Below are 23638 nucleotides of genomic sequence, written 5' to 3' on the forward strand. Positions count from 1 at the left end.
CGAACCAGACGCCGAGTTTCGGTCGTCTGGCTCAAAAGTAGGATTTCCTGCTGGTTTACCAGCTATTTTCCACTGGCAACAAAACCGCGGCTACAAGTCCGGCGTTGTGGATACGCAGTCTTAACCAGCCAAGCGCCCTTTTGTCACTGACAGGCACCGCAGTAAGGCTGTGCAACCTAAACAGTTTCCGCGTCCCAATGGCTATCGAATCCTACAACCCTTATACCGGCCGGGTGTTGCGCCGCTTTCGCGCCTTCAGCTGGTCGAAGACCGAGCGTATTCTGGAGCAGGCCTACCGGGCCGCGGCCGAATGGCGCACCACGTCCTTTGCCCACCGCGCCCGCCTGATGCAGCGGGCCGCCGCGCTGCTGCGCGAACGGCAGGACGAGCTGGCTCGCATCATGGCCCTGGAAATGGGCAAACCCGTGGCCGATGGGCGCGCTGAGGTGCAGAAGTGCGCCCTCACCTGCGAGTACTACGCCCAACACGCCGAGGCCTTCTTGGCCGACGAGGAAATCAAGACGGAAGCGCGCCGCAGCTTTATTGCGCACGAGCCCCTGGGCGTGGTGCTGGCTATTATGCCCTGGAATTTTCCCTTCTGGCAAGTGGTGCGCTTTGCCGCCCCCGCCCTCATGGCCGGCAACGTGGGCCTGCTCAAGCACGCTTCCAACGTGCCGCAGTGCGCCCTGGCGCTGGAAAAGATTTTTCACGACGCCGGCTTTCCGCCCGCTACGTTCCGCACTCTGCTCATTGGCTCCGACTTAGTTGGCCGGCTGATTGAGGACGACCGGGTGCGCGCTGTGACGCTTACCGGCTCGGAGCCAGCCGGTGCCGAAGTGGCCGCCACCGCCGGCCGTCAGATCAAAAAAACCGTGCTGGAGCTGGGCGGCTCCGATGCCTTTATCGTGCTGGCGGATGCCGACTTGGAACTGGCTGCCCAAACCGCCGCCCAGGCTCGCATGATCAACGCCGGGCAGAGCTGCATTGCGGCCAAGCGCTTTATCGTGGAGAAGCCGGTGGTAAAGGAGTTTATTTCGAAGATGAAGACCCACCTGCTGGCTTTGCGCACCGGCGACCCGCTCCTGGAATCCACCCAGTACGGCCCCCTGGCCCGCCCCGATCTGGCCGATGAGCTTACCCAGCAGGTAGAAGACTCCGTGCGGCAGGGCGCCAAAGTGGAGCTGTACGGGGGCCAGAGCCAGCCCGGCACGGCCCTTTTCCGCCCCATCATTCTATCCAACATCAAGCCCGGCCAGCGGGCCTATTCGGAGGAGCTGTTCGGCCCGGTAGCCCTTATTCTGGAAGCCCGTGACGCCGACGATGCCATCCGCCTCGCCAACGACTCCCGCTTTGGCCTGGGCGCCTCCATCTGGACAAAGGATGCGCAGCACGGTCAAGAGCTGGCCCGCCGGGTTGAAGCGGGCGCGGTATTCGTGAACAGCATGGTGAAATCCTCACCTGAAATGCCGTTTGGGGGCGTGAAGAAGTCGGGTTATGGCCGGGAGCTTTCCCACCTGGGCATCCGGGAGTTTGTCAACCAAAAGTCCGTCTGGGTAAGTGGCGAGGCGTCGGGAAAGCAGAAAAAGGTGGAGTAGAGCTTAGAATCGTATGCGAAAAGCCCCCAACAGTTGCGGGTCTTTTCTTTATTTATCATTTCTCTTTTTCCGAATATCAAAGGCCTAATTACCAGTCACTAACCCTTAACAGTACCCCAGCAGCTTGTAGGTGAGGTAGCCGCTGATTTCGTGGAGCAGCTGCGTCCAAAGCTCCAGGGCATCCACCGACGGGATAAGCCAGTAGTCAAGCCCAATGCTGCGGTCTACGCTGCGAAAATCGGCGGGAAAGGGCGTAGCGTTCAGGCCCACCTGCCGGAAGCAACCCAGCGCCCGGCGCTGATGAAAGGCCGAAGTGATGAGCGTGAGGCTCTTGATATCGGGATGACGGGCCAGCAACTGTCTGGTGAACAGCGCGTTTTCGCGGGTATTGTGGCTCTGGTTTTCCAGCAGAATAGCCGAAGTCGGCACCTTGGCTAGGCGCAGCAGTACCGCCAGTTCCTGTGCCTCCGAGCGGCTGGCAACCGGCCCACGTAACCGGCCGGAACCCCCAGTGATAATGATGCGCTTGATCTTGCCGGCCCGGTACAGCCAAATAGTGTGCATCAGCCGGTCGGCGCCGGTAGCCAGGTACACCCGGTCGTTGGGCTCCCGCTGGTTGGTAATACCGGTGAGCAGCACCCCGGCATCGTGCGTGGGAAGCTGGCTGAGGCGCACGGCGGGCAGCTCCCAGGCGCGCATTGCCTCATTAGCCAGCGCCAGGTTGGTACTCACCAGCACCAGGGCCAGCAGCGCGTAGCGCCAGCGGCGCCGCCACTCCGGGCGCCAGTCGAACACGGCAGCTACGGCCAGCAGCACCAGCCACACAACCGGCAGTAGCGCAACAGAAAGAAGTTTGGACAGCAGAAAAAACACGGCCGCGAAGCTAGAACGAATTTCCTGGCTTCGAGAAACTAAAGGCCCTGACTACTGAAAAAACAGGAATAGCAAAGCTACCGTCAGCAGAAAGTCAGCGCAATCAGTCTTTGTGGAGGCTCGGCCGCACGCTATGCCGACAGGGGCTGGTAGTGGCGCAGCGTTTCCAGCATGGCGCGCATTTCTTCTTCCCGCGTCAGGGCGTCGCAGGTGAGCACCCGGCCCTGGCAGTAAGCCACAAAGAACGGGGCGGCCTGATCATCCATCATTTTCCTGGCCACGGGATTTTCGTCGGAGTCCAGGCGCAGAAACAGAATATCTTCAAACTCGGCTTCATCGGCAACCTGGGCGAAGGGCGGAGCCAGCAGCTCGCAGATAGGACAGTTGCCGGAGGTGAACTCAACAAATACCTTGAGGTGGTCGTGCACGTAGCGGCGCAGGCCCGCATCATCGGTATCGATAATGCTTTGACGATGGGTAACTTTCATGCTATAGGCTCTGGACAAAACAAAACAAAACAAATGGAACGGATACGCCAGCCTGGCGCCGGCTAGCAGACACCACCCCGGCGCCGTAAATTCCCAGCCGTGCGGTCTTTCTCCTAACCCGCAGCGGTAAAACCGGCTAGGAACGCCTCAGCATCATCTGCCGGATGTACTTTACCGGGGCACTGCCGTAGCTCAGCAGCTGCTCATGAAAGGCTTTCAGCTTGAACGCGTTGCCCTGCTGCCGGCGCAACTCCTCCCGCAAAGCCAGGATTTCGGTGGAGCCGGTAAAGTAGCTGCTGAGCTGCACCTGGCTAAGCGTGGCCCGGCGCCATTTGTTGCGGGCCTCGGCTTCTTCCTGAAATCCGTCGCGCAGCAGCATGGCCACGGCTTGTTTTTCCGCCAGGTTGTTCACGTGCACTTCGTGGTCGAGGATGGTATTGAGCGTCACGCGCATGTTCCATTTATCCCAGGCCAGCCAGATTTCATCAGTATTGCCGCCGTAGCCGCTTTCCAGCATCATCCGCTCGGTGTACACGGCCCAGCCTTCTATCATAGCCCCATTGCCGAAGATGGATTTCACCAGGGACGGGCTGCGGTTGGCATACACCAGCTGGGTGTAGTGGCCCGGAATAGCTTCGTGAATGTTGAGAATCTGGAGCAGGTATTGGTTGTACTCGCGCAGGTAGCTTTCGGCCTGGGCCGCGGGTTGACCCGTGAGCGGGTCCACATTATAATAGGTGTTGGCGGCCTTATCATAGGGACCGGGAGCCGAAATGCTGGCGCCCGCGCCGCTGCCGCGCATATACAGCGGCGTTTCGCGCACCACCAGCGGCTTGCTGAGGTCCTGCGTCAGCAGCTGGTGGTCGTTAACCCATTTTACCAGCGTGGGCATTTGGTCGCGCACCGCCTGCACAAAGCCAGCCGGCGTGGCGTGCCGGGTTGAAAGCTTGCCAATCACCTGTTTTACCAGCGCCAGCGAGTCGGTGGGCGCGGGCTGGCCGGGAAAGTACTTGGGCCAGAGGCGGGCTGCCCGCTGCTTCATGTCGCGCAGCAGCTCCTGGCGGTGCTGGCGGGCTTGCTGGTACACCTGCTCGGCCGACAGGCTGGCCTGGATATCCAGCGCAAACTTGCGGTCGAACAGGATTTTGCCCAAGCGAAACGAGCGAAATTTCCCGGCCGGGAGCACATCCTGGCGCAAAAAGCGCAGGTAGCTTTCAATCACCAGCTGGGTGGTGGCTATGCGGCCCGTGAGGTCCTGCTTTTCCCGCGCACTGAGCCCCGACTTCGCCACCGAATCGGACAGGGCCTGCCCGAATACGGCCAAGCCGCCTTCATTTTGCAGAATGGCCAGCTCGGTGTGCTCCTTGGTTGGCCGCTCGATGTTGTCCTTGGCCGCCTCATAAAAGTCGGCGGCGCGGTTAATTTTCAGGCTGATGGACCGCAGCCGCCGGTCGAGGGGCTGGTAGCGGCCATTCAGGATTTCGCCCACCGACGCCCCCAGGTTGTAGCTGGCCGGGTTCCACTGCCAGTCGCGCAGGGTATCGGCGTAGAAGCGGGCCGAGGCCAGGTGGTTTTCCAGCAGCCGGTAGTCGGTCTGGTTGTTCACCGACAGCTCCTGAACCGGAAACCGGGCCAGCTCGCGCCCACGCCGGGCCAGAGCCGCTGCTTCCACCTGCCGCCGCGCCACGGTCGGAATCAGCAGCACCGAGTCGTAGCGGTGGTAGCCCTGGGAGCTAGCCCACTCGGGGTTGTAGTACCACAGCGAGTCGATGAACTGCTGCTTGTACTGGTCGAAGCGGGCGTCGGGCGTCGTCTCGATGACGCTGGAAGTGGTGGAGTCGGGCGAGCAGGCGGGCAGCGTGACCAGGGCCAGGGCTGATGCCAGTAAGTAGGAGTGTTTCATTACAGATAGCGGAAGTCCTGCAAGGTAGCGGAGGGAAGAGCTAGTTGGTACGGCCTGATTCTACCACCAGATGCGCTGACCAAGGCAGGAATTTTTCTTGCTTCGTTCCAGCTCCTGGCTATGACTGATTGGGCAGGCTGCTCGCCTGCGGAAAGCTGCTGTTTCCGCAGTTACTTTACCTGCCCGCTAACCAGCTTCCTATTGTGCTTGCTTACCCCCGGTTTGGTTTTTTCCTGGCCTTGCTCCTGCTCACCTGGTGGCCCATAGTTGCGGCACCACCCGGCCCGGCCGCGCTGACTGCCCCAGACAGCGCCCGGCTGCCGATTGCCCACCATTTCGTGCTGACCAGCCTGCCGGCCAATACCCCCACCGATGCGGCCCTGTACCTGGTGGGCTCGTTCAACAACTGGCAGCCGGCCGATGCCCGCTACCGGTTTAGCCGGCAGGCCAACGGCCTGTTTGCCCTCACCCTGCACACCCGGCTGCCCCGGCTCGAATACAAAGTTTCGCGGGGAAGCTGGGCATCCATTGAGGGCAGCGGGCACGGGCAGGTGCGCGCCAACCGCGTGGTGACCCGCCGGCAAGCCCAGGCTGGCGACGTAGAAGTGCGCGTGCAAAGCTGGGAAGACCTCACGGCCACCTTTCAGTTCTACTCGCTCTACGACCTGCTCCTGCTGTTTTCGTGCTTTCAGGGCGGGCTGCTGCTGGTGGCCATTCCCAGCATTCAGCAAGCCAACCGGGCGGCCAACCGCTGGCTGTTGTGGCTGCTGGGGCTAGGCGCCGGCGCTACCCTGCTCACGGTGGTGAGCAGCGACCGGGCCGTAGCCAATACCTACCCGCAGCTTACGTTGGTACCGGACTTCATCTGGTTTCTCTACGGGCCCCTGTTCTACTGCTATATCCGGCGGCTCCTGTTCAACGAAGCCCAGTCGCAGCGCAAGTGGCTGTATTTTGTGCCTTCCGGCCTGCAGCTGCTGGTCTACCTGCCCTATTTTCTGCTCGACAGCTACGAGTTTCAGCTCCGGCTGGTCAGCCACGAGCCCATGCTGCGCAGCGTTTTGCTGACAACCGGACTGGCGGCGCTGCTTACCAATGGGGCCTACTGGCTGGCCTGCCGCCGCGCTATCCGGGCGTATACCCGGCAGTACGAAGCCAGCGTGTCGTATGCCCAGAACCTGCGCTACCTTTCCACGGTGCTGGGCATCCAAGCGGTTTGTCTGGTGCTGTGGGGCTTTCTGTTTGGGGTGGTGTTGGCCAGCCGCTGGGTGGCTTTCGACGTGTACACCCTGGCGGCCCGCAACCTCGAGTTGATCTGGCTGGTATTTTCCACCCTGCCCTATTTCCTGGGCTATGTGGTTTTGCACCAGCCCCAGATCTTTCGGCTGGTGCCCGCTCCGGCGGAGCCTAAGCTGGAACCGGAAGCGGCTCTTATACCAAGCCCGACTCCGGCGGTACAGCTTGCCGAAGTTTCCGCCGCCAAGGCGCCAGCTGCGGAGCTGCCCGCGGCCCCACGCCCGCCCCGCCCAGCCGGAGCAACGCTGGACCTCGCGGCCGCCCAGGCTGCCGTGACCAGCTACATGCGGCAGCACAAGCCCTACCTCAGCCCCAGCCTCACGATTCATGAGCTGGCTGGGGGCTTGCAGCTGCCGCCACATGTGTTGTCCAAAGTTATCAACGAGGGCTTCGGCCAGAACTTCTTCGACTTTGTGAATGCCTACCGCGTGGAGGAGTTCAAGCAGCTGATGGCCACGCCGCGCGCCCAGCAGTACACCCTCCTGGCTCTGGCCCTGGAAGTGGGCTTCAACTCCAAATCGGCTTTCAACCGCGCCTTTAAAAAGCAAACCGACCAAACCCCGCGAGAGTACTTCAGCGGGGTTCGGGAGGAGTGAAGCCAGGCACCGAAGTACCACTTTTGGAAAAGGAGCCACATTATATTTGGTCTAAATACCTACACATCATATAGTTGATTTAATTACACCAAGTAACTAGGGGCGGCTTAGCAAAGTGGGGCGCGCCCGGGAAAGCAAGGGACGATGTTTACCAAACCAAATCGGCGCGGCCCTGGTCGGCCGAGGCGGGACGTACGCTTTTCTCCCACTTGGCGGCCGCTGGTGCCGCCTGGCTATTCCCCCTTCTATGTCCTTGCCCAAACTGCTCCTGCTGCTATTGTTTCTCGGCAGCTGCTTCACCACCCTAGCCTCCTCCCCCCACAGCCGCGCCCCGCAACCCGCCCATCACCCGCATCGACCCCACGTTCTGGTGGGTGGGTATGAAAAACCCGAAGCTCCAGCTGCTGGTGCACGGACCTGCTATTGCGGGCAGTCAGGTAGAGCTGGCCAACTATGAGGGCGTCACGCTCGACGGCTTCCAGAAGCTGGAAAGCCCCAACTACCTGCTCGTCAACCTCACCATCAACCCCACGGCCAAGCCCGGGAAACTCAAGCTGCAGTTTAAGGGCTCCAAGAAAGTAGCCTACGAATACGAGCTGCGCCAGCGCACCACCCCCGGCGACAAAACTAAAGTGCAGGGCATCAGCAGCGCCGACCTGATTTACCTGCTCATGCCCGACCGGTTTGCCAACGGCGACCCTACCAACGACGTGGTGAAAGGCAACCGCGCCCCCGGCGTAGCCCGCGACTCCATGTACGCCCGCCACGGCGGCGACTTGAAGGGCATAGAGCAGCACTTCGACTACCTGAAAGACTTGGGTGTGACGGCCATCTGGCCTACCCCGGTGGTCGACAACAACATGCCCAAAGCCGGCTACCACGGCTACGCCCTTACCGACTACTACGCGGTAGACCCGCACTACGGCACCAACGAGGACTACGTGCGCTTTGTGCAGCGGGCCCACCAGCAGGGCCTTAAGGTGATTCACGACGTGGTGCTCAACCACATCGGCAGCTACCACTACCTCTGGCTCGACCAGCCAGCCAAGGACTGGTTTCACCAGTGGCCCACTTTCACGCGCGGCAACTACCGCAACGGTACCGTAAACGACCCGCACGTGGCCGCTAAGGACCGCCAGCTGTTTAGCAATACCTGGTTTGACACCACCATGCCCGACCCAGCCCAGGAAAACCCGCTGGTGGCTACCTACCTTATCCAGAACTTCCTGTGGTGGGTGGAGTACACCGGCGTCGACGGCTACCGCGTGGACACTTATACGTATTCCGACCCCAAGTTCCTGATGCAGTGGGGACAGGCCATTCTGGAGGAGTACCCGCAGCTGGGCATGTTTGGCGAAACCTGGATGCAGGAGGCCGAGGGCGTGGCCCAGCAAGCTTTCTGGACGAGCAACGTATTTCCGCCCGTTAATGGCTTTAAGAGCAACCTGCCGGGAGCCATCGACTTTATCTTGCGCCAGGCCCTGCTCGAAAGCCTGAATAAGCCCTCCGGGTTTGCGGAGGGCACCGCCAAGCTGTACTACGCCGTGCAGGGCGACTGGATGTACGAGGATGCCTCGCGCAACGTCATTTTTCTGGATAACCACGACGTGGACCGGGTATTCTCGGTGCTGGGTGAGGACGTGCGCAAGCAGAAATTAGCCTTGGCCTGGCTGCTCACCGAGCGCGGCATCCCGCAGCTGTATTACGGCACCGAGGTGCTGATGAAGAACTTCAGCCGCCCCGATGGATTGCTGCGGGAAGACTTCCCCGGCGGCTTCCCCGGCGACCCGAAAAACGCCTTCACGACGGCGGGCCGCACCCCGGCCCAGCAGGACATGCACGCGTTTGTGCGCAAGCTGGCCAACTACCGCAAAACCCACCCCGTGCTGCAAACTGGCCAGCTCACCCACTTCGTGCCGGAAGACGGCGTGTATACCTATTTCCGCCACGATGCCCAGGGCCACACGGTGCTGGTGATGCTGAACTGCAACCCCACTGCGAAATCGGTACCACTGCAGCGCTTTGCCGAACGCCTGCAGGGCTACACCTCGGCCCAGGACGTGCTGACGGACGGCATAGTGACGGACCTGCAAACGGCCAACGTGCCGGCTTATACCGCGCTGGTGTGGGAGCTGCGCTAAGCTTGCAGCCTGGGTTACTGCTGCCATTCATTCCCCTCTTAACCGCTTTGTGATGCATACCCTCATTCTGGGAGGTACCACCTTCGATCATATCGTAACGCTGCCCAAGCTGCCGGCCCCGCAGCCGCAAACCATTCACCAGGCGCCTTTCCATGAAGGCACGGGCTCCACTGGCGCAGGCAAAACCCTGCCTCTGACCAAGCTGGGGGTACCCAATGTGCTATACTCCGCCGTGGGCGACGATGCCTACGGCCACCACATCCGGGCCGATTTGCGGGCGCAGGGCGTAGTGGCTCACTATCTAGTGGACCCAGCCGGTACGGAGCGCCACGTGAACCTGATGGATGCCCAGGGCCAGCGGATTTCTATGTTCATCACGCAGGCCTCCGTCACGCTGCCTTTCGACCAGGCTGAAGTGACAGGCTTGATCAAGGACAGCGCGTGCGTGGTGGTAAACATCATTCCCTATTGCCAGCCGCTGATTCCGCTGCTGCAAGGCTACCCCCACCCTATCTGGACCGATCTGCACGACTACGACGGCCACAACCCCTATCACCAGCCCTTTATTGCCGCAGCCCAGTACATCCACCTCAGCTCCGATAACCTGCCCGACTACCGGCCGGTGATGGAGCAGTTGCGGGCGGCGGGCAAGCGCCTGGTAGTGTGCACCCACGGCGCGGCGGGGGCTACCCTGCTTACCGATGAAGGCCAGTGGCTGGAACAGCCTGCCGTGCCCGCAGCCGCCGTGGTCGATAGCAACGGGGCCGGCGACAATTTCTTCGCCGGCTTCCTGTATGGCTTTCTACGCGAGGAGCCCTTGCAAAAATGCCTGCAGTACGGCGCTTTGTGCGGGAGCTGGTGCGTGGGTGCCCTGGGCTTAGTGGACCTGGAGTTAAGCAGCTCTCGGCTGAAAAAAGCTTGGCACCAGCACTTTGGCAATGCCTAGATCGGCAAATGTTTTTCCTCATGTCCTGCGCCCACCATGCTGCCTTATATTGGGCGGTGTTGCTGCGCAGGTATTTTTTTACCCATAGGTTAGAAGAAGTTGAGGACCTGCCTCTCTTGTTGTAGCTCCCCCTGCTGCTTTTCTATGATTCTTAGCCTACTATCTCTCTCATTCTGCGAAGAGGTTACTTTTTTCGGGGCTCATACATCCTTTTGTGGCCCGGCTGAATCTAGCAGTATAGTACTCCGTTCTGTTTTCTCCTTTCTGAGCTATGCTGAAGTCGTTTTCTTCTGATTGCGCCTCCCTCGAACAACAAGTAAAGCTGGTTTCCCGCATTGTGCGGGTCTGGACGCTGGTGGGCGCCGGCCTGCTGGTATTTGCCACCTTCCTGTAGCCGCCGCTGGTTGCTCACGGGCCTGTTACTTTTGTGGCGTCTACCCTCCTTAGTGTTATGCGCCTTTTCCTGCTGCCCGCCGCCCTGCTGCTGAGCGCCGCCACGCCTGCCTGTTCTTCCCAGCCCGCCGAAACATCTGCCAGCAGCCCTGCGGCCGAACAGCCGGCCCAGGCGCCCGCCGGCCTGCGCGAAACCTTCGAGCAGGGCCAGAAAGCCTCTTACGCCGAGGCCGACGAAGCCCTGGCGTCGGGTTCCTGGCACTTCACCGATGCGCTTATCGGCTCTTCCGAGCAGGACCACAAGCGGGGCCAGCGGGCCGTGCGCCTGCGGGGTCAGGGCCGCCTGCGCATGAACTTTGATGCGCCCGCCGGTTTGCGCCAGCTACAGGTTTCGGCCGCCGCCTACGGCTCCGATGCCGCCAGCACCTGGGAGCTGTGGGGCAGCGTGGATGGGGGCCGCACGTACCGTCGCATCGGCCAGCCGGTGCGCACCCAGGGGCCGCGCCTCGTCGTCACCACTTTCGAAGGCAGCACCTCTACGCCGCTGCGGCTGGAAATTCGCAAAACGGATGGCGGATCTGGCCGCCTGAATATCGACGACATCGTGCTGAGCAGCGCGGCCGGGACAGCCTCAACGGTAGCGCCGGGCACCAGGCCCGCGCCCGCCGCGTCTTCGTTGCCGGCGGGTGCCACGGCCCGCGCCGAGGCGGTAGTTACGCGCCGCGACGACAACCTGGCCCTGGGCAACCCCAGCGGGGCAACGGCCAGCCTCAGTACGCCCACCAACTACCTGCTTGCCAAACCGCAGTACACGCTTAGCTACAACGCCCAGCGCGGCACGCCCAACTGGGTGAGCTGGCACCTGAACCGGGCCTGGATGGGCAGCGCCCCCCGCCAAGACGACTTTCGGCCCGACCCAGCCCTGCCCCGGGAGTTCTACCAGGTGACACCCCGCTCCTACTCCGGCTCGGGCTTCGACCGGGGCCACAACTGCCCTTCGGCCGACCGCACCACCGACCTCGACGACAACTCCAGCACCTTCCTGATGACGAACATGATTCCGCAGGCCGGTGCCAACAACCAGCGCACCTGGAGCGGGCTGGAAGAATGGACGCGCACCCAGGTGGAGCGCGGGCAGGAGGTTTACGTCGTCATGGGCTGCTACGGCAAGGGTGGCACCGGCACGGCCGGCCCGCGCACCACCCTCGACAATGGCCGCGTGATGGTGCCGGCCCGGGTGTGGAAAGTGATGGTGATATTACCCGAAGGCAGCAACGACCTGCAGCGCATTGCCGCCGGCCAGGCCCGCATTCTGGCCGTCGATACACCCAACGACCAGCAGGTAAACCCCGACTGGAGCCGCTACCGCGTAAGCGTGGACGCCATTGAGGCGGCAACCGGCCTCGACCTGCTTTCGGCCCTGCCCCGCCCTGTGCAGGAGCAACTGGAAAGCCGTGTTGATACTGGTGCTATTCGGTAGGCTTATTGGATTTTTATCGTATTTAATCAATCTAAATCGATTGCGGTAAACTCTTTTTTCGCTTTCAGGTTATGCCAGATGAGTAGTCGTTTGAGGGTTTGGTTGAAACACTAACCCGAGCGAGCGGCTACTTTGGCAGTCAGCAGGATTATCATTACATATTTCTGACTTTCAGCTTATTAACCATATTAATGAGCGAAAGTAAAGTAAATAGCAGATCTTTGCGACTACCTTTGCAAGGTATTGGAGGAGTTTGGGTTCATGAAAAAAGTATTACTACTGGTGTTGCTGGTGCTTGGAGTCGGGCTGTCCGTTTCACAAGCTCAGCAAATTGTATTTAGCGGACATGTTACCGAAGCGACTACCGGCCAGCCGGTGCCCTTCGCTTCCATCTTCGTGAGGGGTACCAGCCTCGGCGTCACGGCCGATGAGAACGGCCAGTTCCGTCTCACCGTCAACCGCAGCATCGATTCCCTCTCGGCCGGAGCAGTGGGCTTCAAGCCACTAAGCCGGGCCGTAAGCAAGGCTCCCGCGCAAACCATCAACTTTGCCCTGCCCGGCAGCAGCGTTTCGCTGGGTGAAGTGGTGGTGCGGGCCGGCGAAAATCCGGCCTTTGCCGTGCTGCGCAAAGTACAGCAGCACAAAAAGCAAAACGACAAAGCCCGGCTCGAAGCCTTCGAGTTCAACTCCTACAACCGCGTGGAGGTGTCGCTGTCGGACGTGACGGACCGGCTGGCGCGCCAGAAGGTAATTCGGGACATGACGTCGGTGGCGCAGGGCGTGGGCGAGATGGAGCGCAATGCCAGCGGCAAGCCTACTGTGCCGGTGTTTGCCTCGGAGGTGCTGTCGCGCTACTACGTGCGCCACCGGCCCAACCGGGAGCGGGAGGAAATCAAGCACTCCCAGCTGCACGGCGTGGCCCCGCGCGACGGCTCAGTCCTCTCGCAGGTGCTGGGCTCCTCGTTTCAGGACTACGACTTCTACCCCAACTGGCAGATTGTGATGGGCAAGGACTTTATGTCGCCCATTGCCGATGGCTGGCGCATCACCTACGACTACGACCTCGAAGACTCCGTGTACGTGGGCCAGGACCGTTGCTACCAGCTGAAAGTGTGGCCGCGCCGCGCTCAGGACCTGGCCTTCACCGGCCGCATCTGGATTACAATGAACTCGTACGCCCTGCGGCGGGTGGACCTGACCGTGGACCCCAAGGCTAACATCAACTTCGTGGATCAGATTCGGGTGTACCAGGATCTGACGCCCAGCGCGGCCGGGCCGTGGCTGCCGCTGCGCACCCGCGTGGTGGTGGGCCTGAAACCCACCAAAAAGCAAACCGGCCTGCTGGTGCGCTTCAACACCACTAACTCGGGCTTTGATGTGGAGCACCCGCACGAGGCCAAATTCTACGACCAGCCGTTTGCCTCGGCTACCGATGCGCTGGAAGTTCCGGCCGGTTTCTGGGAGCAGCACCGGCCCGATACGCTTACGGCCCAGGAGGTACGCACGCTTACGGCCCTCGACTCGGTGGGCAAGCTGCGCTCCGTGCGCTCTACCCTGGAGCTGGCCGATTTGCTGGTGACGGGCTACAAGCAGGTGGGCAAGTTTGAGCTGGGCCCGGTACCAAGTGTCTTCACCTACAACAACGTGGAGGGCGGCCGGATTCAGGCCGGTTTCCGCACCAGCGGCGACCTGAACCCCAACTGGTTTGTGCGCACCTACGTGGCCTACGGCACCAAGGACCAGGATTTCAAGTACGGCCTGACCGGCTACCGCGTGCTCAACCGCCGGAACTGGACGCTCCTGGGCTTTGAGCGCAGCCACGATGTAGACCAGGTGGCCTTGCTCGACAACGGCTACGCCACCGAAAACCCCTTGTTCGATGCGGCTGTGCGCTTTGGCAACATCAAGCCGGGAAGGCCGCTGTGGCGGCAGGTGACGGGGGTTTCGGCCCAGTCGGATTTGTTTCACGGCTTCAGCCAGAAGATTACGCTCCGTCATCAGCGCTTCGACCCGCTTTACGACTTTGCCTACTACACCAGCGCCGACCACGAGCCTGGCGCTCCCCCACGGCCGACAAGTTTGCCTTGTCGGAGGTAATTCTGGAGTCGCGCTACGCCCCGGACGAAACCGTGATTCAGAATAAGAACCGGCGCTACGCGGTAGGGCTGGCCAAGTGGCCGGTGTTTACGCTGCGCTACACCCGCGGCTTCGATGGCGTGCTGGGCAGTGACTTCGCCTACCACAAGTTCAACCTGCTGGTGACGCACAGCCTGCAGCTGGGCCAGTTGGGCCGCACCGAGTACATTGTGGACGCGGGCTACATTCCGAGCACCATTCCGTACCCGGTGCTGAAAAGTCACCTCGGCAATGAGTCGCCCATCTACACTACCAGCGCCTACAACCTGATGCGCTACTTCGAGTTTGTGAGCGACCGGTACGCGTCTCTGCACTTCGAGCACTATTTCGAGGGGCTGTTCATCAACTCGGTGCCATTGCTGAAGAAGCTCGACTGGCGCCTGCTGGCCTCGGGCAACGTGCTCTACGGCGGCGTAAGCCAGGCCAACCGCAACGCCACCCCGCTGGTAGACGAAAACGGCGCGGCCCTGCCCACCTTCCGGCCGCTGGACAGCAAGCCCTACGTGGAGCTTGGCTACGGCGTAGAAAACATCTTCAAGGTATTCCGGGTCGATTTCATCCACCGCCTCACCTACCGCGACCTGCCCGAGGTGAAAACCTTCGGCGTGAAAGTGTGCGCGCAGTTCAAACTATAAACCTTCCGGACGTTTCTCCCTCTGCTGCCTCCGCGTGCCATTTGTGCATAGCGGAGGCAGCCGCGTTTCAGAGGCCTGCAGAGCCTTTCGGCTGTGGCCTAAAGAAAGGGCGAGCGGCTGAAAGTATAGTTGAGGTAGAGCAGGTAATTTGCGGCCACTCCCTGTCTTCCTCACCCATGGCTTCCTCCGAAAACATCTATACCCCGTCCCAGCAGTACGTACTGCTGATTTTGTGCCTGGTAGCGCTGGCTGCCCTCATTCTGGTAGGACTGGGCAGCTACATTACGGCGTTTCTGGGGGCGGGCATTCTGTATGTGGTGCTGCGGCCGTGGTTTCAGGCCCTGGTGCACCGGCGCCGCTGGAACAAGCAGGTGGCTACGGCGGGCCTGCTGCTATTTGCCTTTGTGGTCATTATTCTGCCCTTCACGGCCCTCACGCTCATGCTCGTGAGCCGCATCCGACTGTATGCCCAGGATACCAGCCAGATTATGGCCGTCCTGCACAAAATCGAGCAGAAAACCGGCTACGCCATTACCACCGAGCAGAACGTGCGCGGCCTGGTGCAGCAAAGCGTAAGCTGGCTCAGCCAGCGTATTCCGTCCCTGGCCACCGGGCTGCTGCACTTCACCGTCATCATTGGGCTGATGCTGTTCACGCTTTACTTCATGTATACGCAGGAACAGGGCTTCCTGCGCGGCCTGCGGCGCTACCTGCCTTTCCGCCCGAATACCCTGCACGAGCTGGGCGAGTCGCTTAAAAACAACGTAAATGCCAACGTACTCGGGCAGGCGCTTATCTCGCTGGTGCAGGCGCTGCTCACGGCCCTCACGCTGCAGCTATTTGGCGTACCCGATGCCATTTTCTGGGGCGTAGTGAGCTTTTTTATGGCTTTTATCCCGGTGCTTGGCACGCCCTTGGTGTGGGGGCCGGCGGCCATCATCAAGCTTTCCCAGGGCCACACCGGCCAAAGCGTGGGCATCCTGCTGATTGGCGTCATCGTCATCATGAACATCGACAACCTGCTGCGCATCCTGCTGGCGCGCCGCATCGGTAATATTCACCCGCTGATTACCCTGGCCGGCGTGGTGCTGGGGGTCGAAATTTTCGGGATTCTGGGGCTGGTACTGGGGCCGTTGCTGCTCTCCTATTTTATCGTACTCATCAAAGTATTTGAGCGCGAAAACCGTATCCGTCGCCGTACCGTGCGGGCTGAGAGACTACACTAATTAGTTAGGTCGTTAGCATTTGCCGCCGATTCAACCACCCCTGGCCCCTCCTTCAAATAAGGAGGGGAACTAGTTTTTTAGCTGGTAACTCTCAGTCAGTCAAGTTTCGGTGAGGACGGTTTTGAAGCCGGCCAGCTGGCCGCCTTCGGCCTCGCCCAGCGCCAGCACCGGCACCTGCGGGCCGGTGCCAAAGCGGTATACCTGCACGCTGTTCAGCTCCTGTTTCAGGTACATCTGCAGGGCCTTGAAGCGGTCGGCCAGGGCCGGGTCGCCCAGCACGCCATCGTCGGCAGTGTGGTTGCGCAGGAAGTACGTCAGCTCCAGCTTCTCCACCTTTGTATCGGCGGGCTGGTCGGCCAGCTTGCGCAGGGCGGCATCGGTGAGCTGACCGGCGGGCGCGGCGTAGCTCACGGCCTCCAGCGGCGCTTCCGACTCACTCACGAACTGCAAGCCCTGCGTGAGTTGGCGAAGCTGTTCGAGCGTGGCATCAGAGGTTTCGTCGGCTGGCTTTTCTTGCTTGGCAATCGGGGCAGAGGCCGTGGCTTCGGTGGTTTCGCGGCCGCCTTTGGTGTCCAGCGGCGAGGCCGGCGCGGAAGCTTCAGCGGCCGGTACCTGCGCCGCAATGGCAGCGGCCAGCTCCTGCATCCGCGCCGGCGCTACCTTAATTTTGGGGTTGGCGAAGTTCATGTCCGACACATGGTGCATCGGGATGAGGTGAATGTGGGCGTGGGGTACTTCCAGCCCGATAACGGCCACGCCAATGCGCTTGCAGGGCACGGCGGCCCGCACGCCCTTGGCCACACGCTGCGCAAACTGGTGCAGAGCAGCCAGCTCGGCCGGTGGCAAATCGAAAATGTAGTCTACTTCCTTTTTCGGAATCACCAGCGCGTGGCCTTCTACCAACGGGGTGATGTCGAGAAAAGCTAGGTGGTGCTCGTCTTCGGCCACTTTATAGGCCGGCAGCTCGCCCGCAACAATTCTAGAGAAAATGGAAGACATACGGTGAAATGGTGAGTTAGTGAGATGGTGAGTATGCTGTTCTGGCGGCGCGCAGTCGGTGGCGTTAAAGTACGGGGCAAAACGCAAAAGGGCGAAACCTTCCGGTTTCGCCCTTTTTTGACGCTGGATTGAAGCGAGAACATGAAACTCACCGTTTCACCATCTCACCGCTACCGGCTGATTTCCAGGATCTGAAACTGCAGCTTGCCGGCAGGTACGGTAATTTCGGCGGTGTCGCCGGCCGACTTGCCCAGCAGGCCTTTGCCGATGGGCGACTTCACGGAGATTTTGCCGGCGGCCAGGTTGGCTTCTTCCTCGGCTACGAGCGTGTAGTCGAGCACCATGTTGTTTTTCAGGTTCTTGAGCTTCACTTTGCTCATGATGAGCACTTTGGTCAGGTCAAGGTTCGTCTCGTCGAGCAGGCGGGCATTGCCCACAACCTCCTCCAGCTTGGAAATCTTCATTTCCAGCAGGCCCTGTGCTTCCTTCGCGGCATCATACTCGGCGTTTTCGCTCAGGTCACCTTTGTCGCGGGCTTCGCGCAGGTCTTCGGCAGCTTTGGCGCGGCCCCGGATTTTGAGGTCCTGCAGCTCGTCCTTCAGCTTCTGCAGGCCTTCGGGAGTATAATAATTTATGGTTGCCATGGTTGGGTGATGGTAAGCTCAAAAAACAAGGAGAACGGCCAGCGTGGCTGGCCGTTCTCCCCCGACAGGTTTAGGCAAATATACGAAACCTGCGCGAATACTGCTAGCCCGTTCCCGGCGGGGCAACGTCCTTCTGGCGGGTTTTGCATGCAAAAACTCCTCTTCCGCTGCTTTAGCTGCCTGCAGCCTCCAGCTACGAGCGGCTTCGCAGAAACGCCTGAATCTTGCTGGCCAGCACCTGGTTTATCCGCTCGTAGGACTGGTACGACCAGCCGCCCACGTGCGGGGACAGCACCACGTTGGGCGCCGCCGCTAGGAAGTCGAAACGGGCCTGCTGCTCTGGGGTGAACGTGCTCAGCTTTTCATTTTCCAGCACATCCAGCGCCGCCCCTCTGATCTGCCCGCTCTGTAGTCCTTGCACCAGCGCGGCGTGGTTTAGCACCTCGCCGCGGGCCGTGTTCAGCAGCCAGACGGGGTTGCGGAAGCCTTGCAACACCGCCGACCCAATGAAGTGGTGGTTGGCAACTGAGTACGGGATATGCAGGCTCACTACCTCGGCGCGGGCCTGCAGCTCGGCCAGCGGCGCGGGCGTGGCGTAGTGCCCGTAGTCGCAGGCGGGGTCGTGGTCGTAGGCAAGCACGGTGCAGTCGAAAGCGGCGAGGCGGCGCGCAAAAGCCTTGCCCATGTGCCCGTAGCCGATGAGGCCCACTGTTTTGCCGCCCAGCTCCTCGCCCCGGTTGGCCTCGCGCCGCCACTGCCCGGCCCGTACTTCCTGGTGGGCGCGTGGGATGTGGCGCAGCAAGGCCAGCAGCAGCCCAATGGCGTACTCCCCCACGGCGTCGCGGTTGCCTTCGGGCGCATTCAGCAGCGTAATGCCGGCCGCCGCCAAAGCCGCTTCATCGATATTATCGACACCGGCTCCGGCCCGGGCCACGTAGCGCAGGTGCGGGCCGTGGCGGAGCAGCTCGGCCGTGATGCGCAGCTTGGACCGTACCATCAGGCCGTCGTAGGGGTGTGCGGCCAGGGCAGCGGGCACTTCGGGCGCCGTCAGGTCGGGACGGTAGTGCATTTCCACCCCGGCTTCCCGCAGGTAGTCGGGCAGGCTGGGGTGCATGTCGTCGATGACGAGGCAGAGGGACATGGTAGATTTCATTGCCAGAAATGAATCATTCACTTTCCTCAGCAGGATATTTTTCCTTCAATAAGCGGAGAGCAGTAGCGCATACAGCAGCCACTGCAACTGTCCATAACCAGGACTCAGAAATTGCCATCTCCAGTTTATGACCGTTACGCTGAAGAGACACTAGCACAACCGCGCCCAGTAGAAAAAGAAAGCTTTCTACTAGAGTAAACAATGCTTGCGCTCCTTTATCCAGCATTTGTTTTTGGTTATCTGAGAGGAATCTTTCTTTCAACCTGAGGGTGCCGCTCTGAATAAACGGCTGAAAAATAGCACCTACAAACAGAAGCAAGAACAGCCAATGAGCAGTTTCCATAGCATGAAGAACGTGTTTCTTTTGCTTTAGAGCGTTTCAAGACGGCAGTATCAAATCCTAAGTTCCTGCCTGATCCAGTTAGAATTTTACATTTCTATGCCGTCTTATGCTCTTCTACCAGCAGCGTCAGCCCCACAAAATCCTGCACGCTGAGCTGCTCGGCGCGCTTGTCGAAAATAGCGTCGGTGGTGGCTTCGGGCGGCATACCAAAGGGCTTGAGGGCGTTGCGCAGGGTTTTGCGGCGCGTCTGGAAAGCCTGCTTTACTACCCGGAAGAACAGCTTCTCGTCGCAGGCCAGGGCCACCGTTTGGTTTCGAGTGAGGCGGATAACGGCCGACTGCACCTTGGGCGGCGGGCTGAACACGTGCGGGGGCACTGTAAACAGGTATTCAATATCGTAGAACGCCTGCAGCAGCACGCTCAGAATGCCGTAGGTTTTGGAGCCGGGCCCTTCGGCCAGGCGGTCGGCCACTTCCTTCTGAATCATGCCCACGCACTCGCGCACCTGCTGGCGGTGGGCCAGCACCTGAAAGTAAATCTGGGAGCTAATGTTGTAGGGAAAGTTGCCGATGATGCTGAAAGGCTGCCCGGGGTAGAGCTTGCTCAGGTCCATCTTCAGGAAATCCTGGGAATGGATGCGTTCCTCCAGCGCCGGGTAGTGCTGGCGCAGGTACGCCACCGAGTCGCGGTCAATTTCCACCACGGAGGTGCGGTACTCGGGGTGCTGGAGCAGCGTTTGGGTGAGCACGCCCATGCCCGGCCCAATTTCCAGCACTTCCGTCACGCCATCGGGCAGGCGCAGGGCCTCCACAATGTTGCGGGCAATGTTGGGGTCGTTGAGAAAGTGCTGCCCGAGGTGCTTTTTGGCTTTGACGGAATCCATAGAGGAGAATGAAGATTGAGGCGCGGAATGAAGGATGAAAATCAAAGAATAGCCGTTGGCTTGTTCCCTATTCTTCGCGCTTCATTCCTCATGCCTAAAAGGCTTACCTTCGCGGCCTAAAGGTACAGCCGGTGCCGCTCACTCCGCGCGGCGCGGCTCCTATCTGGGTGAATTAACGGTTTATTTCCTGCTCATGCCGCTTCAGCTTGCCTACGCCGCCGACTTCCCGTCCATTGCGGATACCGTCTTTATCCTGCCTGCCGGCACCACGGAGCTTTCCGTAGAAACCGCTGCCGACCTGCCCGAGCCGGTGCGCGAGTACGTAGCCCGGCAGCTGGCCGCCGACTCCCGCCTCATCCGCATCAACCAGTACACGCACCATCACTACTACGTGGTGGCCGAGGAAAATAAAACGCTGGCCCTCAGCGCCGAATACCTGCGCAAGTGCGGCCATCAATTGTACGCCCACCTCAAGCACGACCACGTGCAGGAGCTGTTCGTGCAGGACCTGACGGGCTCCGGCGCCCTGGCCCTGGCCGAAGGGCTGGCCCTCACCGCGTATCAGTTTGAAGGCTACAAGACCGACGAAAAATCAAAGAAAGCCCCGGACCTGCAGCGCCTCACCCTGGTAGGTGCCGACGTGACGGCCGAGCAAGTGCAGGAGCTAGCCGGCGTGCTGGCCGGCGTGTATCTGGCCCGCGACCTAGTGAATGCCCCGCAAAACAAACTCAACGCCACCCAGTTTGCCGAGCAGATGGCGCAGGCGGGCACTGAGGCCGGTTTCCACGTAGAAGTACTGGATCTGGTGCGCATTGAGGCCCTGCGCATGGGCGGTTTGCTGGCCGTCAACCAGGGCAGCCCCGAGCCGCCCACGTTCACCATCATGGAGTACAAGCCCGAAGGGGCTACCAACGCGCAACCTATCGTACTGGTAGGCAAGGGCGTGGTGTACGATACTGGTGGCCTGAGCCTGAAGCCCACGCCCGGGGGCATGGATACCATGAAGTGCGACATGGCCGGCGGCGCGGCCGTGGTGGGTACCCTCTACGCCCTGGCCAAAAACCAGGTGCCCCTGCACGTCATTGGGCTGGTGCCGGCCACCGACAACCGCCCCGGCGGCATGGCCTTTGCCCCCGGCGACGTCATCACGATGTACAGCGGCCTGACGGTGGAAGTGCTGAACACCGACGCCGAGGGCCGCCTGCTGCTGGCCGATGCCCTGGCCTTCGCCAGGAAATACAACCCCGAGCTGGTGCTGGATTTTGCCACCCTCACCGGGGCCGCCGCCCGCGCCATCGGCAAGGAAGGCATTGTGTGCATGGGCACGGCCGATGAGGAAGTGCTGGACGCTCTCAAGCAGGCTGGCCACCGCACCCACGAGCGGCTGGTAGAGTTTCCGCTCTGGGATGAGTACGCCGACCACATCAAGAGCGACATTGCCGACCTCAACAACCTGGGCAAAGGCGAAGCCGGCGCCATTTCGGCCGGCAAGTTCTTGGAGCGCTTCACTGAAGGCTACCCCTGGGTACACTTCGATATTGCCGCCCCCGCCTACCTCTCCGCCCCCGACTCTTACCGCGGCAAAGGCGGCACCGGCATCGCCGTACGCCTTGCGTACGAGTTTCTGCGCAGCCGCGTGTAGCCTCTGTTACTCAGCGCAGCGCAACTCATCATCCATTAGCAAATCCAACAAATGCTTCCACGCATTGGCATATCCGTCGGCGACCTGGCCGGCATCGGGCCCGAAATCATTTACAAGACCTTTCTGGACGCCCGCCTGCTGAAATTCTGCACGCCGGTGGTCTATGGTACGGCCACCGTGCTGTTCGACGAGTTTCCGGTGCTTAAAGACGCCGAGCCGCTCACGTTCCGGCAGGTGCGCGAAGCTCAGGACATTGCGTCCGGCAAGCACAACGCCGTCACGTGCTGGGAAGAAGATTTCACGCTCACGCCCGGCCAGCCTTCCGAGGCCAGCGGCCGCGCCGCCCGCCAAAGCCTGCTGGCTGCCGCCCGCGACCTGAAGGCTGGCCTGCTCGATGCCCTCGTGACGGCGCCTATCAGCAAGGAAAACACCCAGGCCGACGACTTCCGTTACCCCGGCCACACCGAATTCCTGACCAGCTTTTTCGAGGCCCGGGAAAGTTTGATGCTGCTGGCTAGCGAAGACCTGCGCGTAGCCACTGCCACCGGCCACATTGCCCTTAAGGATGTGCCCAGCCGCCTGACCAAAGAGCTGCTGCAAACCAAGCTGCGCATTCTGCTGAAGTCTCTGACGCAGGATTTTGGTATTCTGAAACCGCGCGTGGCGGTGCTGGGCCTCAACCCCCACGCCGGCGAAAACGGCCTGCTGGGCACCGAGGAAGCCGAGGTAGTAGCGCCCGTGCTGCAGCGCCTGCAGGATGATGGCCACCTAGTGTATGGCCCCTACCCCGCCGACGGTTACTTCGGCACCGGCCAGTTCCGCCAGTTCGACGCCACCCTCTCGCTCTACCACGACCAGGGGCTGATTCCGTTTAAAACGCTGGCTTTCGAGCGGGGGGTAAACTTCACGGCAGGCTTGTCCGTCATTCGTACCTCCCCCGACCACGGCACGGCGTACGGGCTGGCCGGGCAGTATAAGGCCGATGAAACGTCCTTCCGCGAGGCCCTGTACCTGGCCTGCGACCTGGTGCGCCGACGGCGGGAAGCAGCCCAATAAGGCTTCTATGCACTACGTGCTTGGTTGAACTCGGCACCGACCGGCGCAGCAACTGCGTCAGCCGGTGCTTGTTTTTTGGCTGGTTGAGGATCCCGAAAAAGATACATATCCACGAAGAATATTTCGTTTTTGAAAAGATTGTTTGCGGTTTCAAAACTATGCCGTAGCTTTGCAGCCTGCTTTTTCGGAATAAGCCGAAAGCGGCCTGTTTGCTTTCTATGACGCTGCATACGCCTGCCGACTACCGTACTGCCCTGCGCCGCCTTGATGCGCTGGTGGCTGCGGGCATTGAGGGCAATGCGGCGCTGGAAACCGAGTTTCGGGAGCTGATTGTGGCCCTGGACACGTACGAGAGCAAGCTGGGGCTGCTGCCCATTCCGAATCTGCCGACGTCTTTAGCCGAAATGATTGAGCTGAAGCGCCAGCAGATGCGGCTCAAGCAAAAAGAGCTGGCCCAGCTGCTGGAAGTGCCCGCCGGGCGCCTCTCACAGATTCTGAGCGGCAAGCGGCGCGTGACGCTCGATCTGGCCAAGCGCCTCTACGAGCGGCTGGGCATTCCATCGGACTTCATTCTCAAGAACGCCTGACTTACCTGCCACCTTCGCTCCCGCACTTTCAACCCGGCGAAAACTTCCTACTTTTGCCCCCTGCTACCAACCTGAACCGTGAAAAAGGACGCTCAATACGATCTGGCAATTGCCAAGCTGGCCGACAAGACGCACCACTTTGCGTTTGAGCTGGACCGGGCCTTTTTCGAGCAGTTCGAGCAGCAGCTCATCCCCGATGGCAAGCTGCACGCCGATGTAACGCTGCACAAAACCGACCGTCTGCTGACCCTGGACTTCGACATCACGGGCACCGTACGCCTAGTGTGCGACCGAAGCCTGGACGAGTACGACCAGCCCCTGGACGTGCATGAGCAGCTGCTGGTGCGCTACGGCGACCGGGAGATAGAGCTGGATGACAACGTGCTGCAAATCACGCAGGACACCCAGACGCTGCCCATTGCCCAGCACCTGTTCGACTACATTGGCCTGGCCCTGCCCATGAAGAAGCTGCACCCGCGCTTCCAGAATGAGCCCGACGAAAACCCCGATTCCGAAACCAAGCTCATCTTCACGACCCGCCAGGAAGGCGACGCCGACGACGATGATGACAACGACGGCATCGACCCGCGCTGGAACGCCCTGCGTAACCTGAATTAAGCCCGGCT

22 protein-coding genes are annotated in these 23638 nt (G+C 60.9%); 13 read left to right on the forward strand and 9 right to left on the reverse strand.

Translation table 11 applies throughout. The features are described 5' to 3' along the window. The first annotated feature begins 197 nt into the window (after positions 1-197). Positions 198-1595 carry an NAD-dependent succinate-semialdehyde dehydrogenase gene (locus LRS06_RS01465; protein ID WP_257869843.1) on the forward strand — a complete coding sequence of 466 codons (1398 nt, stop codon included), beginning with the start codon at positions 198-200 and terminating at the stop codon, positions 1593-1595. Between the two features lie 105 nt (positions 1596-1700). On the opposite strand, the gene LRS06_RS01470 is transcribed toward LRS06_RS01465, so the two are convergent. The 3 genes from LRS06_RS01470 to LRS06_RS01480 all read right to left on the reverse strand — a co-directional run bounded on the left by LRS06_RS01470 (position 1701) and on the right by LRS06_RS01480 (position 4859). Beyond that, positions 1701-2468, reverse strand: coding sequence for a YdcF family protein (locus tag LRS06_RS01470; protein WP_257869844.1), 768 nt, complete (start codon positions 2466-2468; stop codon positions 1701-1703). Between the two features lie 131 nt (positions 2469-2599). Then, positions 2600-2956 carry a co-chaperone YbbN gene (locus LRS06_RS01475; RefSeq protein WP_257869845.1) on the reverse strand — a complete coding sequence of 119 codons (357 nt, stop codon included), beginning with the start codon at positions 2954-2956 and terminating at the stop codon, positions 2600-2602. Positions 2957-3092: 136 nt separating this feature from the next. Next, positions 3093-4859, reverse strand: a complete 1767-nt coding sequence (locus LRS06_RS01480) for a DUF885 domain-containing protein (protein WP_257869846.1) — start codon at positions 4857-4859, stop codon at positions 3093-3095. A 203-nt stretch (positions 4860-5062) separates the two neighbouring features. Between LRS06_RS01480 and LRS06_RS01485 the strand changes: the two genes are divergently transcribed. The 8 genes from LRS06_RS01485 (at position 5063) to LRS06_RS01520 (ending at position 15705) form a co-directional block, all read left to right on the forward strand. Beyond that, positions 5063-6748: a helix-turn-helix domain-containing protein gene (locus LRS06_RS01485; protein ID WP_257869847.1), complete on the forward strand. Its 1686-nt coding sequence runs from the start codon at positions 5063-5065 to the stop codon at positions 6746-6748. A 380-nt stretch (positions 6749-7128) separates the two neighbouring features. Further along, positions 7129-8889 carry a glycoside hydrolase family 13 protein gene (locus LRS06_RS01490; protein WP_257869848.1) on the forward strand — a complete coding sequence of 587 codons (1761 nt, stop codon included), beginning with the start codon at positions 7129-7131 and terminating at the stop codon, positions 8887-8889. Positions 8890-8941: 52 nt separating this feature from the next. Further along, positions 8942-9835 carry a carbohydrate kinase family protein gene (locus LRS06_RS01495; RefSeq protein WP_257869849.1) on the forward strand — a complete coding sequence of 298 codons (894 nt, stop codon included), beginning with the start codon at positions 8942-8944 and terminating at the stop codon, positions 9833-9835. A gap of 271 nt (positions 9836-10106) precedes the next feature. Then, positions 10107-10229 (forward strand): hypothetical protein, encoded by a 123-nt coding sequence (locus LRS06_RS01500; protein WP_257869850.1) that lies wholly within the window; start codon positions 10107-10109, stop codon positions 10227-10229. A gap of 57 nt (positions 10230-10286) precedes the next feature. After that, on the forward strand, positions 10287-11708 hold the full coding sequence (locus LRS06_RS01505; RefSeq protein WP_257869851.1) for a DNA/RNA non-specific endonuclease: 1422 nt from the start codon (positions 10287-10289) through the stop codon (positions 11706-11708). A 261-nt stretch (positions 11709-11969) separates the two neighbouring features. Further along, positions 11970-13805 carry a DUF5686 and carboxypeptidase-like regulatory domain-containing protein gene (locus tag LRS06_RS01510; protein ID WP_257869852.1) on the forward strand — a complete coding sequence of 612 codons (1836 nt, stop codon included), beginning with the start codon at positions 11970-11972 and terminating at the stop codon, positions 13803-13805. Continuing rightward, a complete protein-coding gene (locus LRS06_RS01515) occupies positions 13793-14479 on the forward strand; it encodes a DUF5686 family protein (protein WP_257869853.1) in 687 nt (228 codons plus the stop codon). Before LRS06_RS01510 ends, LRS06_RS01515 begins: the two co-directional genes overlap by 13 nt. 176 nt (positions 14480-14655) lie before the next feature. After that, entirely contained in the window at positions 14656-15705 is a 1050-nt protein-coding gene (locus LRS06_RS01520; RefSeq protein WP_257869854.1) for an AI-2E family transporter, read from the forward strand. 99 nt (positions 15706-15804) lie between these two features. Here the strand turns inward: LRS06_RS01520 and LRS06_RS25305 are convergent, their stop codons facing one another. From LRS06_RS25305 to rsmA, 5 genes are all read right to left on the reverse strand, one after another. Then, positions 15805-16704, reverse strand: coding sequence for a nuclease A inhibitor family protein (locus tag LRS06_RS25305; RefSeq protein ID WP_308239858.1), 900 nt, complete (start codon positions 16702-16704; stop codon positions 15805-15807). Between the two features lie 170 nt (positions 16705-16874). Next, the gene (gene greA, locus LRS06_RS01535; protein WP_196954731.1) at positions 16875-17348 is read right to left on the reverse strand and encodes a transcription elongation factor GreA; all 474 of its coding nucleotides are present in this window, start codon (positions 17346-17348) and stop codon (positions 16875-16877) included. 193 nt (positions 17349-17541) lie between these two features. Continuing rightward, on the reverse strand, positions 17542-18489 hold the full coding sequence (locus LRS06_RS01540; RefSeq protein WP_257869855.1) for an NAD(P)-dependent oxidoreductase: 948 nt from the start codon (positions 18487-18489) through the stop codon (positions 17542-17544). A 25-nt stretch (positions 18490-18514) separates the two neighbouring features. Further along, a complete protein-coding gene (locus LRS06_RS01545; protein ID WP_257869856.1) occupies positions 18515-18844 on the reverse strand; it encodes a hypothetical protein in 330 nt (109 codons plus the stop codon). A 94-nt stretch (positions 18845-18938) separates the two neighbouring features. Next, a complete protein-coding gene (rsmA, locus tag LRS06_RS01550; protein WP_257869857.1) occupies positions 18939-19727 on the reverse strand; it encodes a 16S rRNA (adenine(1518)-N(6)/adenine(1519)-N(6))-dimethyltransferase RsmA in 789 nt (262 codons plus the stop codon). Positions 19728-19920: 193 nt separating this feature from the next. Between rsmA and LRS06_RS01555 the strand changes: the two genes are divergently transcribed. Beyond that, positions 19921-21369, forward strand: a complete 1449-nt coding sequence (locus tag LRS06_RS01555) for a M17 family metallopeptidase (RefSeq protein WP_257869858.1) — start codon at positions 19921-19923, stop codon at positions 21367-21369. Positions 21370-21420: 51 nt separating this feature from the next. Continuing rightward, positions 21421-22425, forward strand: a complete 1005-nt coding sequence (pdxA, locus tag LRS06_RS01560; protein WP_257869859.1) for a 4-hydroxythreonine-4-phosphate dehydrogenase PdxA — start codon at positions 21421-21423, stop codon at positions 22423-22425. A 5-nt stretch (positions 22426-22430) separates the two neighbouring features. Here the strand turns inward: pdxA and LRS06_RS01565 are convergent, their stop codons facing one another. Then, the gene (locus LRS06_RS01565) at positions 22431-22655 is read right to left on the reverse strand and encodes a hypothetical protein (protein ID WP_257869860.1); all 225 of its coding nucleotides are present in this window, start codon (positions 22653-22655) and stop codon (positions 22431-22433) included. On the opposite strand from LRS06_RS01565, the gene LRS06_RS01570 reads away from it, so the two are divergent. Both LRS06_RS01570 and LRS06_RS01575 read left to right on the forward strand, forming a co-directional pair. Next, positions 22644-23012: a helix-turn-helix transcriptional regulator gene (locus LRS06_RS01570; protein ID WP_257869861.1), complete on the forward strand. Its 369-nt coding sequence runs from the start codon at positions 22644-22646 to the stop codon at positions 23010-23012. The two genes, LRS06_RS01565 and LRS06_RS01570, sit on opposite strands and share 12 nt — an antisense overlap. Positions 23013-23090: 78 nt before the next feature. Then, entirely contained in the window at positions 23091-23630 is a 540-nt protein-coding gene (locus LRS06_RS01575) for a DUF177 domain-containing protein (RefSeq protein WP_257869862.1), read from the forward strand. Positions 23631-23638: the final 8 nt, after the last annotated feature.

The organism is Hymenobacter sp. J193 (assembly GCF_024700075.1).
Classification (GTDB): domain Bacteria; phylum Bacteroidota; class Bacteroidia; order Cytophagales; family Hymenobacteraceae; genus Hymenobacter.

Excerpts from the sequence above, each read along its gene's own strand:
- LRS06_RS01520 (WP_257869854.1), top strand. The coding sequence starts at position 14,656 with ATGGCTTCCTCCGAAAACATCTATACCCCGTCCCAGCAGTACGTACTG.
- LRS06_RS01465 (WP_257869843.1), top strand. The coding sequence starts at position 198 with ATGGCTATCGAATCCTACAACCCTTATACCGGCCGGGTGTTGCGCCGC.
- LRS06_RS01490 (WP_257869848.1), top strand. The coding sequence starts at position 7,129 with ATGAAAAACCCGAAGCTCCAGCTGCTGGTGCACGGACCTGCTATTGCG.
- LRS06_RS01500 (WP_257869850.1), top strand. The coding sequence starts at position 10,107 with ATGCTGAAGTCGTTTTCTTCTGATTGCGCCTCCCTCGAACAACAAGTA.
- LRS06_RS01540 (WP_257869855.1), bottom strand. The coding sequence starts at position 18,489 with ATGTCCCTCTGCCTCGTCATCGACGACATGCACCCCAGCCTGCCCGAC.
- LRS06_RS01545 (WP_257869856.1), bottom strand. The coding sequence starts at position 18,844 with ATGGAAACTGCTCATTGGCTGTTCTTGCTTCTGTTTGTAGGTGCTATT.
- LRS06_RS01505 (WP_257869851.1), top strand. The coding sequence starts at position 10,287 with ATGCGCCTTTTCCTGCTGCCCGCCGCCCTGCTGCTGAGCGCCGCCACG.
- LRS06_RS01555 (WP_257869858.1), top strand. The coding sequence starts at position 19,921 with ATGCCGCTTCAGCTTGCCTACGCCGCCGACTTCCCGTCCATTGCGGAT.
- greA (WP_196954731.1), bottom strand. The coding sequence starts at position 17,348 with ATGGCAACCATAAATTATTATACTCCCGAAGGCCTGCAGAAGCTGAAG.
- rsmA (WP_257869857.1), bottom strand. The coding sequence starts at position 19,727 with ATGGATTCCGTCAAAGCCAAAAAGCACCTCGGGCAGCACTTTCTCAAC.
- LRS06_RS01570 (WP_257869861.1), top strand. The coding sequence starts at position 22,644 with ATGACGCTGCATACGCCTGCCGACTACCGTACTGCCCTGCGCCGCCTT.
- pdxA (WP_257869859.1), top strand. The coding sequence starts at position 21,421 with ATGCTTCCACGCATTGGCATATCCGTCGGCGACCTGGCCGGCATCGGG.
- LRS06_RS01495 (WP_257869849.1), top strand. The coding sequence starts at position 8,942 with ATGCATACCCTCATTCTGGGAGGTACCACCTTCGATCATATCGTAACG.
- LRS06_RS01510 (WP_257869852.1), top strand. The coding sequence starts at position 11,970 with ATGAAAAAAGTATTACTACTGGTGTTGCTGGTGCTTGGAGTCGGGCTG.
- LRS06_RS25305 (WP_308239858.1), bottom strand. The coding sequence starts at position 16,704 with ATGTCTTCCATTTTCTCTAGAATTGTTGCGGGCGAGCTGCCGGCCTAT.
- LRS06_RS01565 (WP_257869860.1), bottom strand. The coding sequence starts at position 22,655 with ATGCAGCGTCATAGAAAGCAAACAGGCCGCTTTCGGCTTATTCCGAAA.
- LRS06_RS01480 (WP_257869846.1), bottom strand. The coding sequence starts at position 4,859 with ATGAAACACTCCTACTTACTGGCATCAGCCCTGGCCCTGGTCACGCTG.
- LRS06_RS01475 (WP_257869845.1), bottom strand. The coding sequence starts at position 2,956 with ATGAAAGTTACCCATCGTCAAAGCATTATCGATACCGATGATGCGGGC.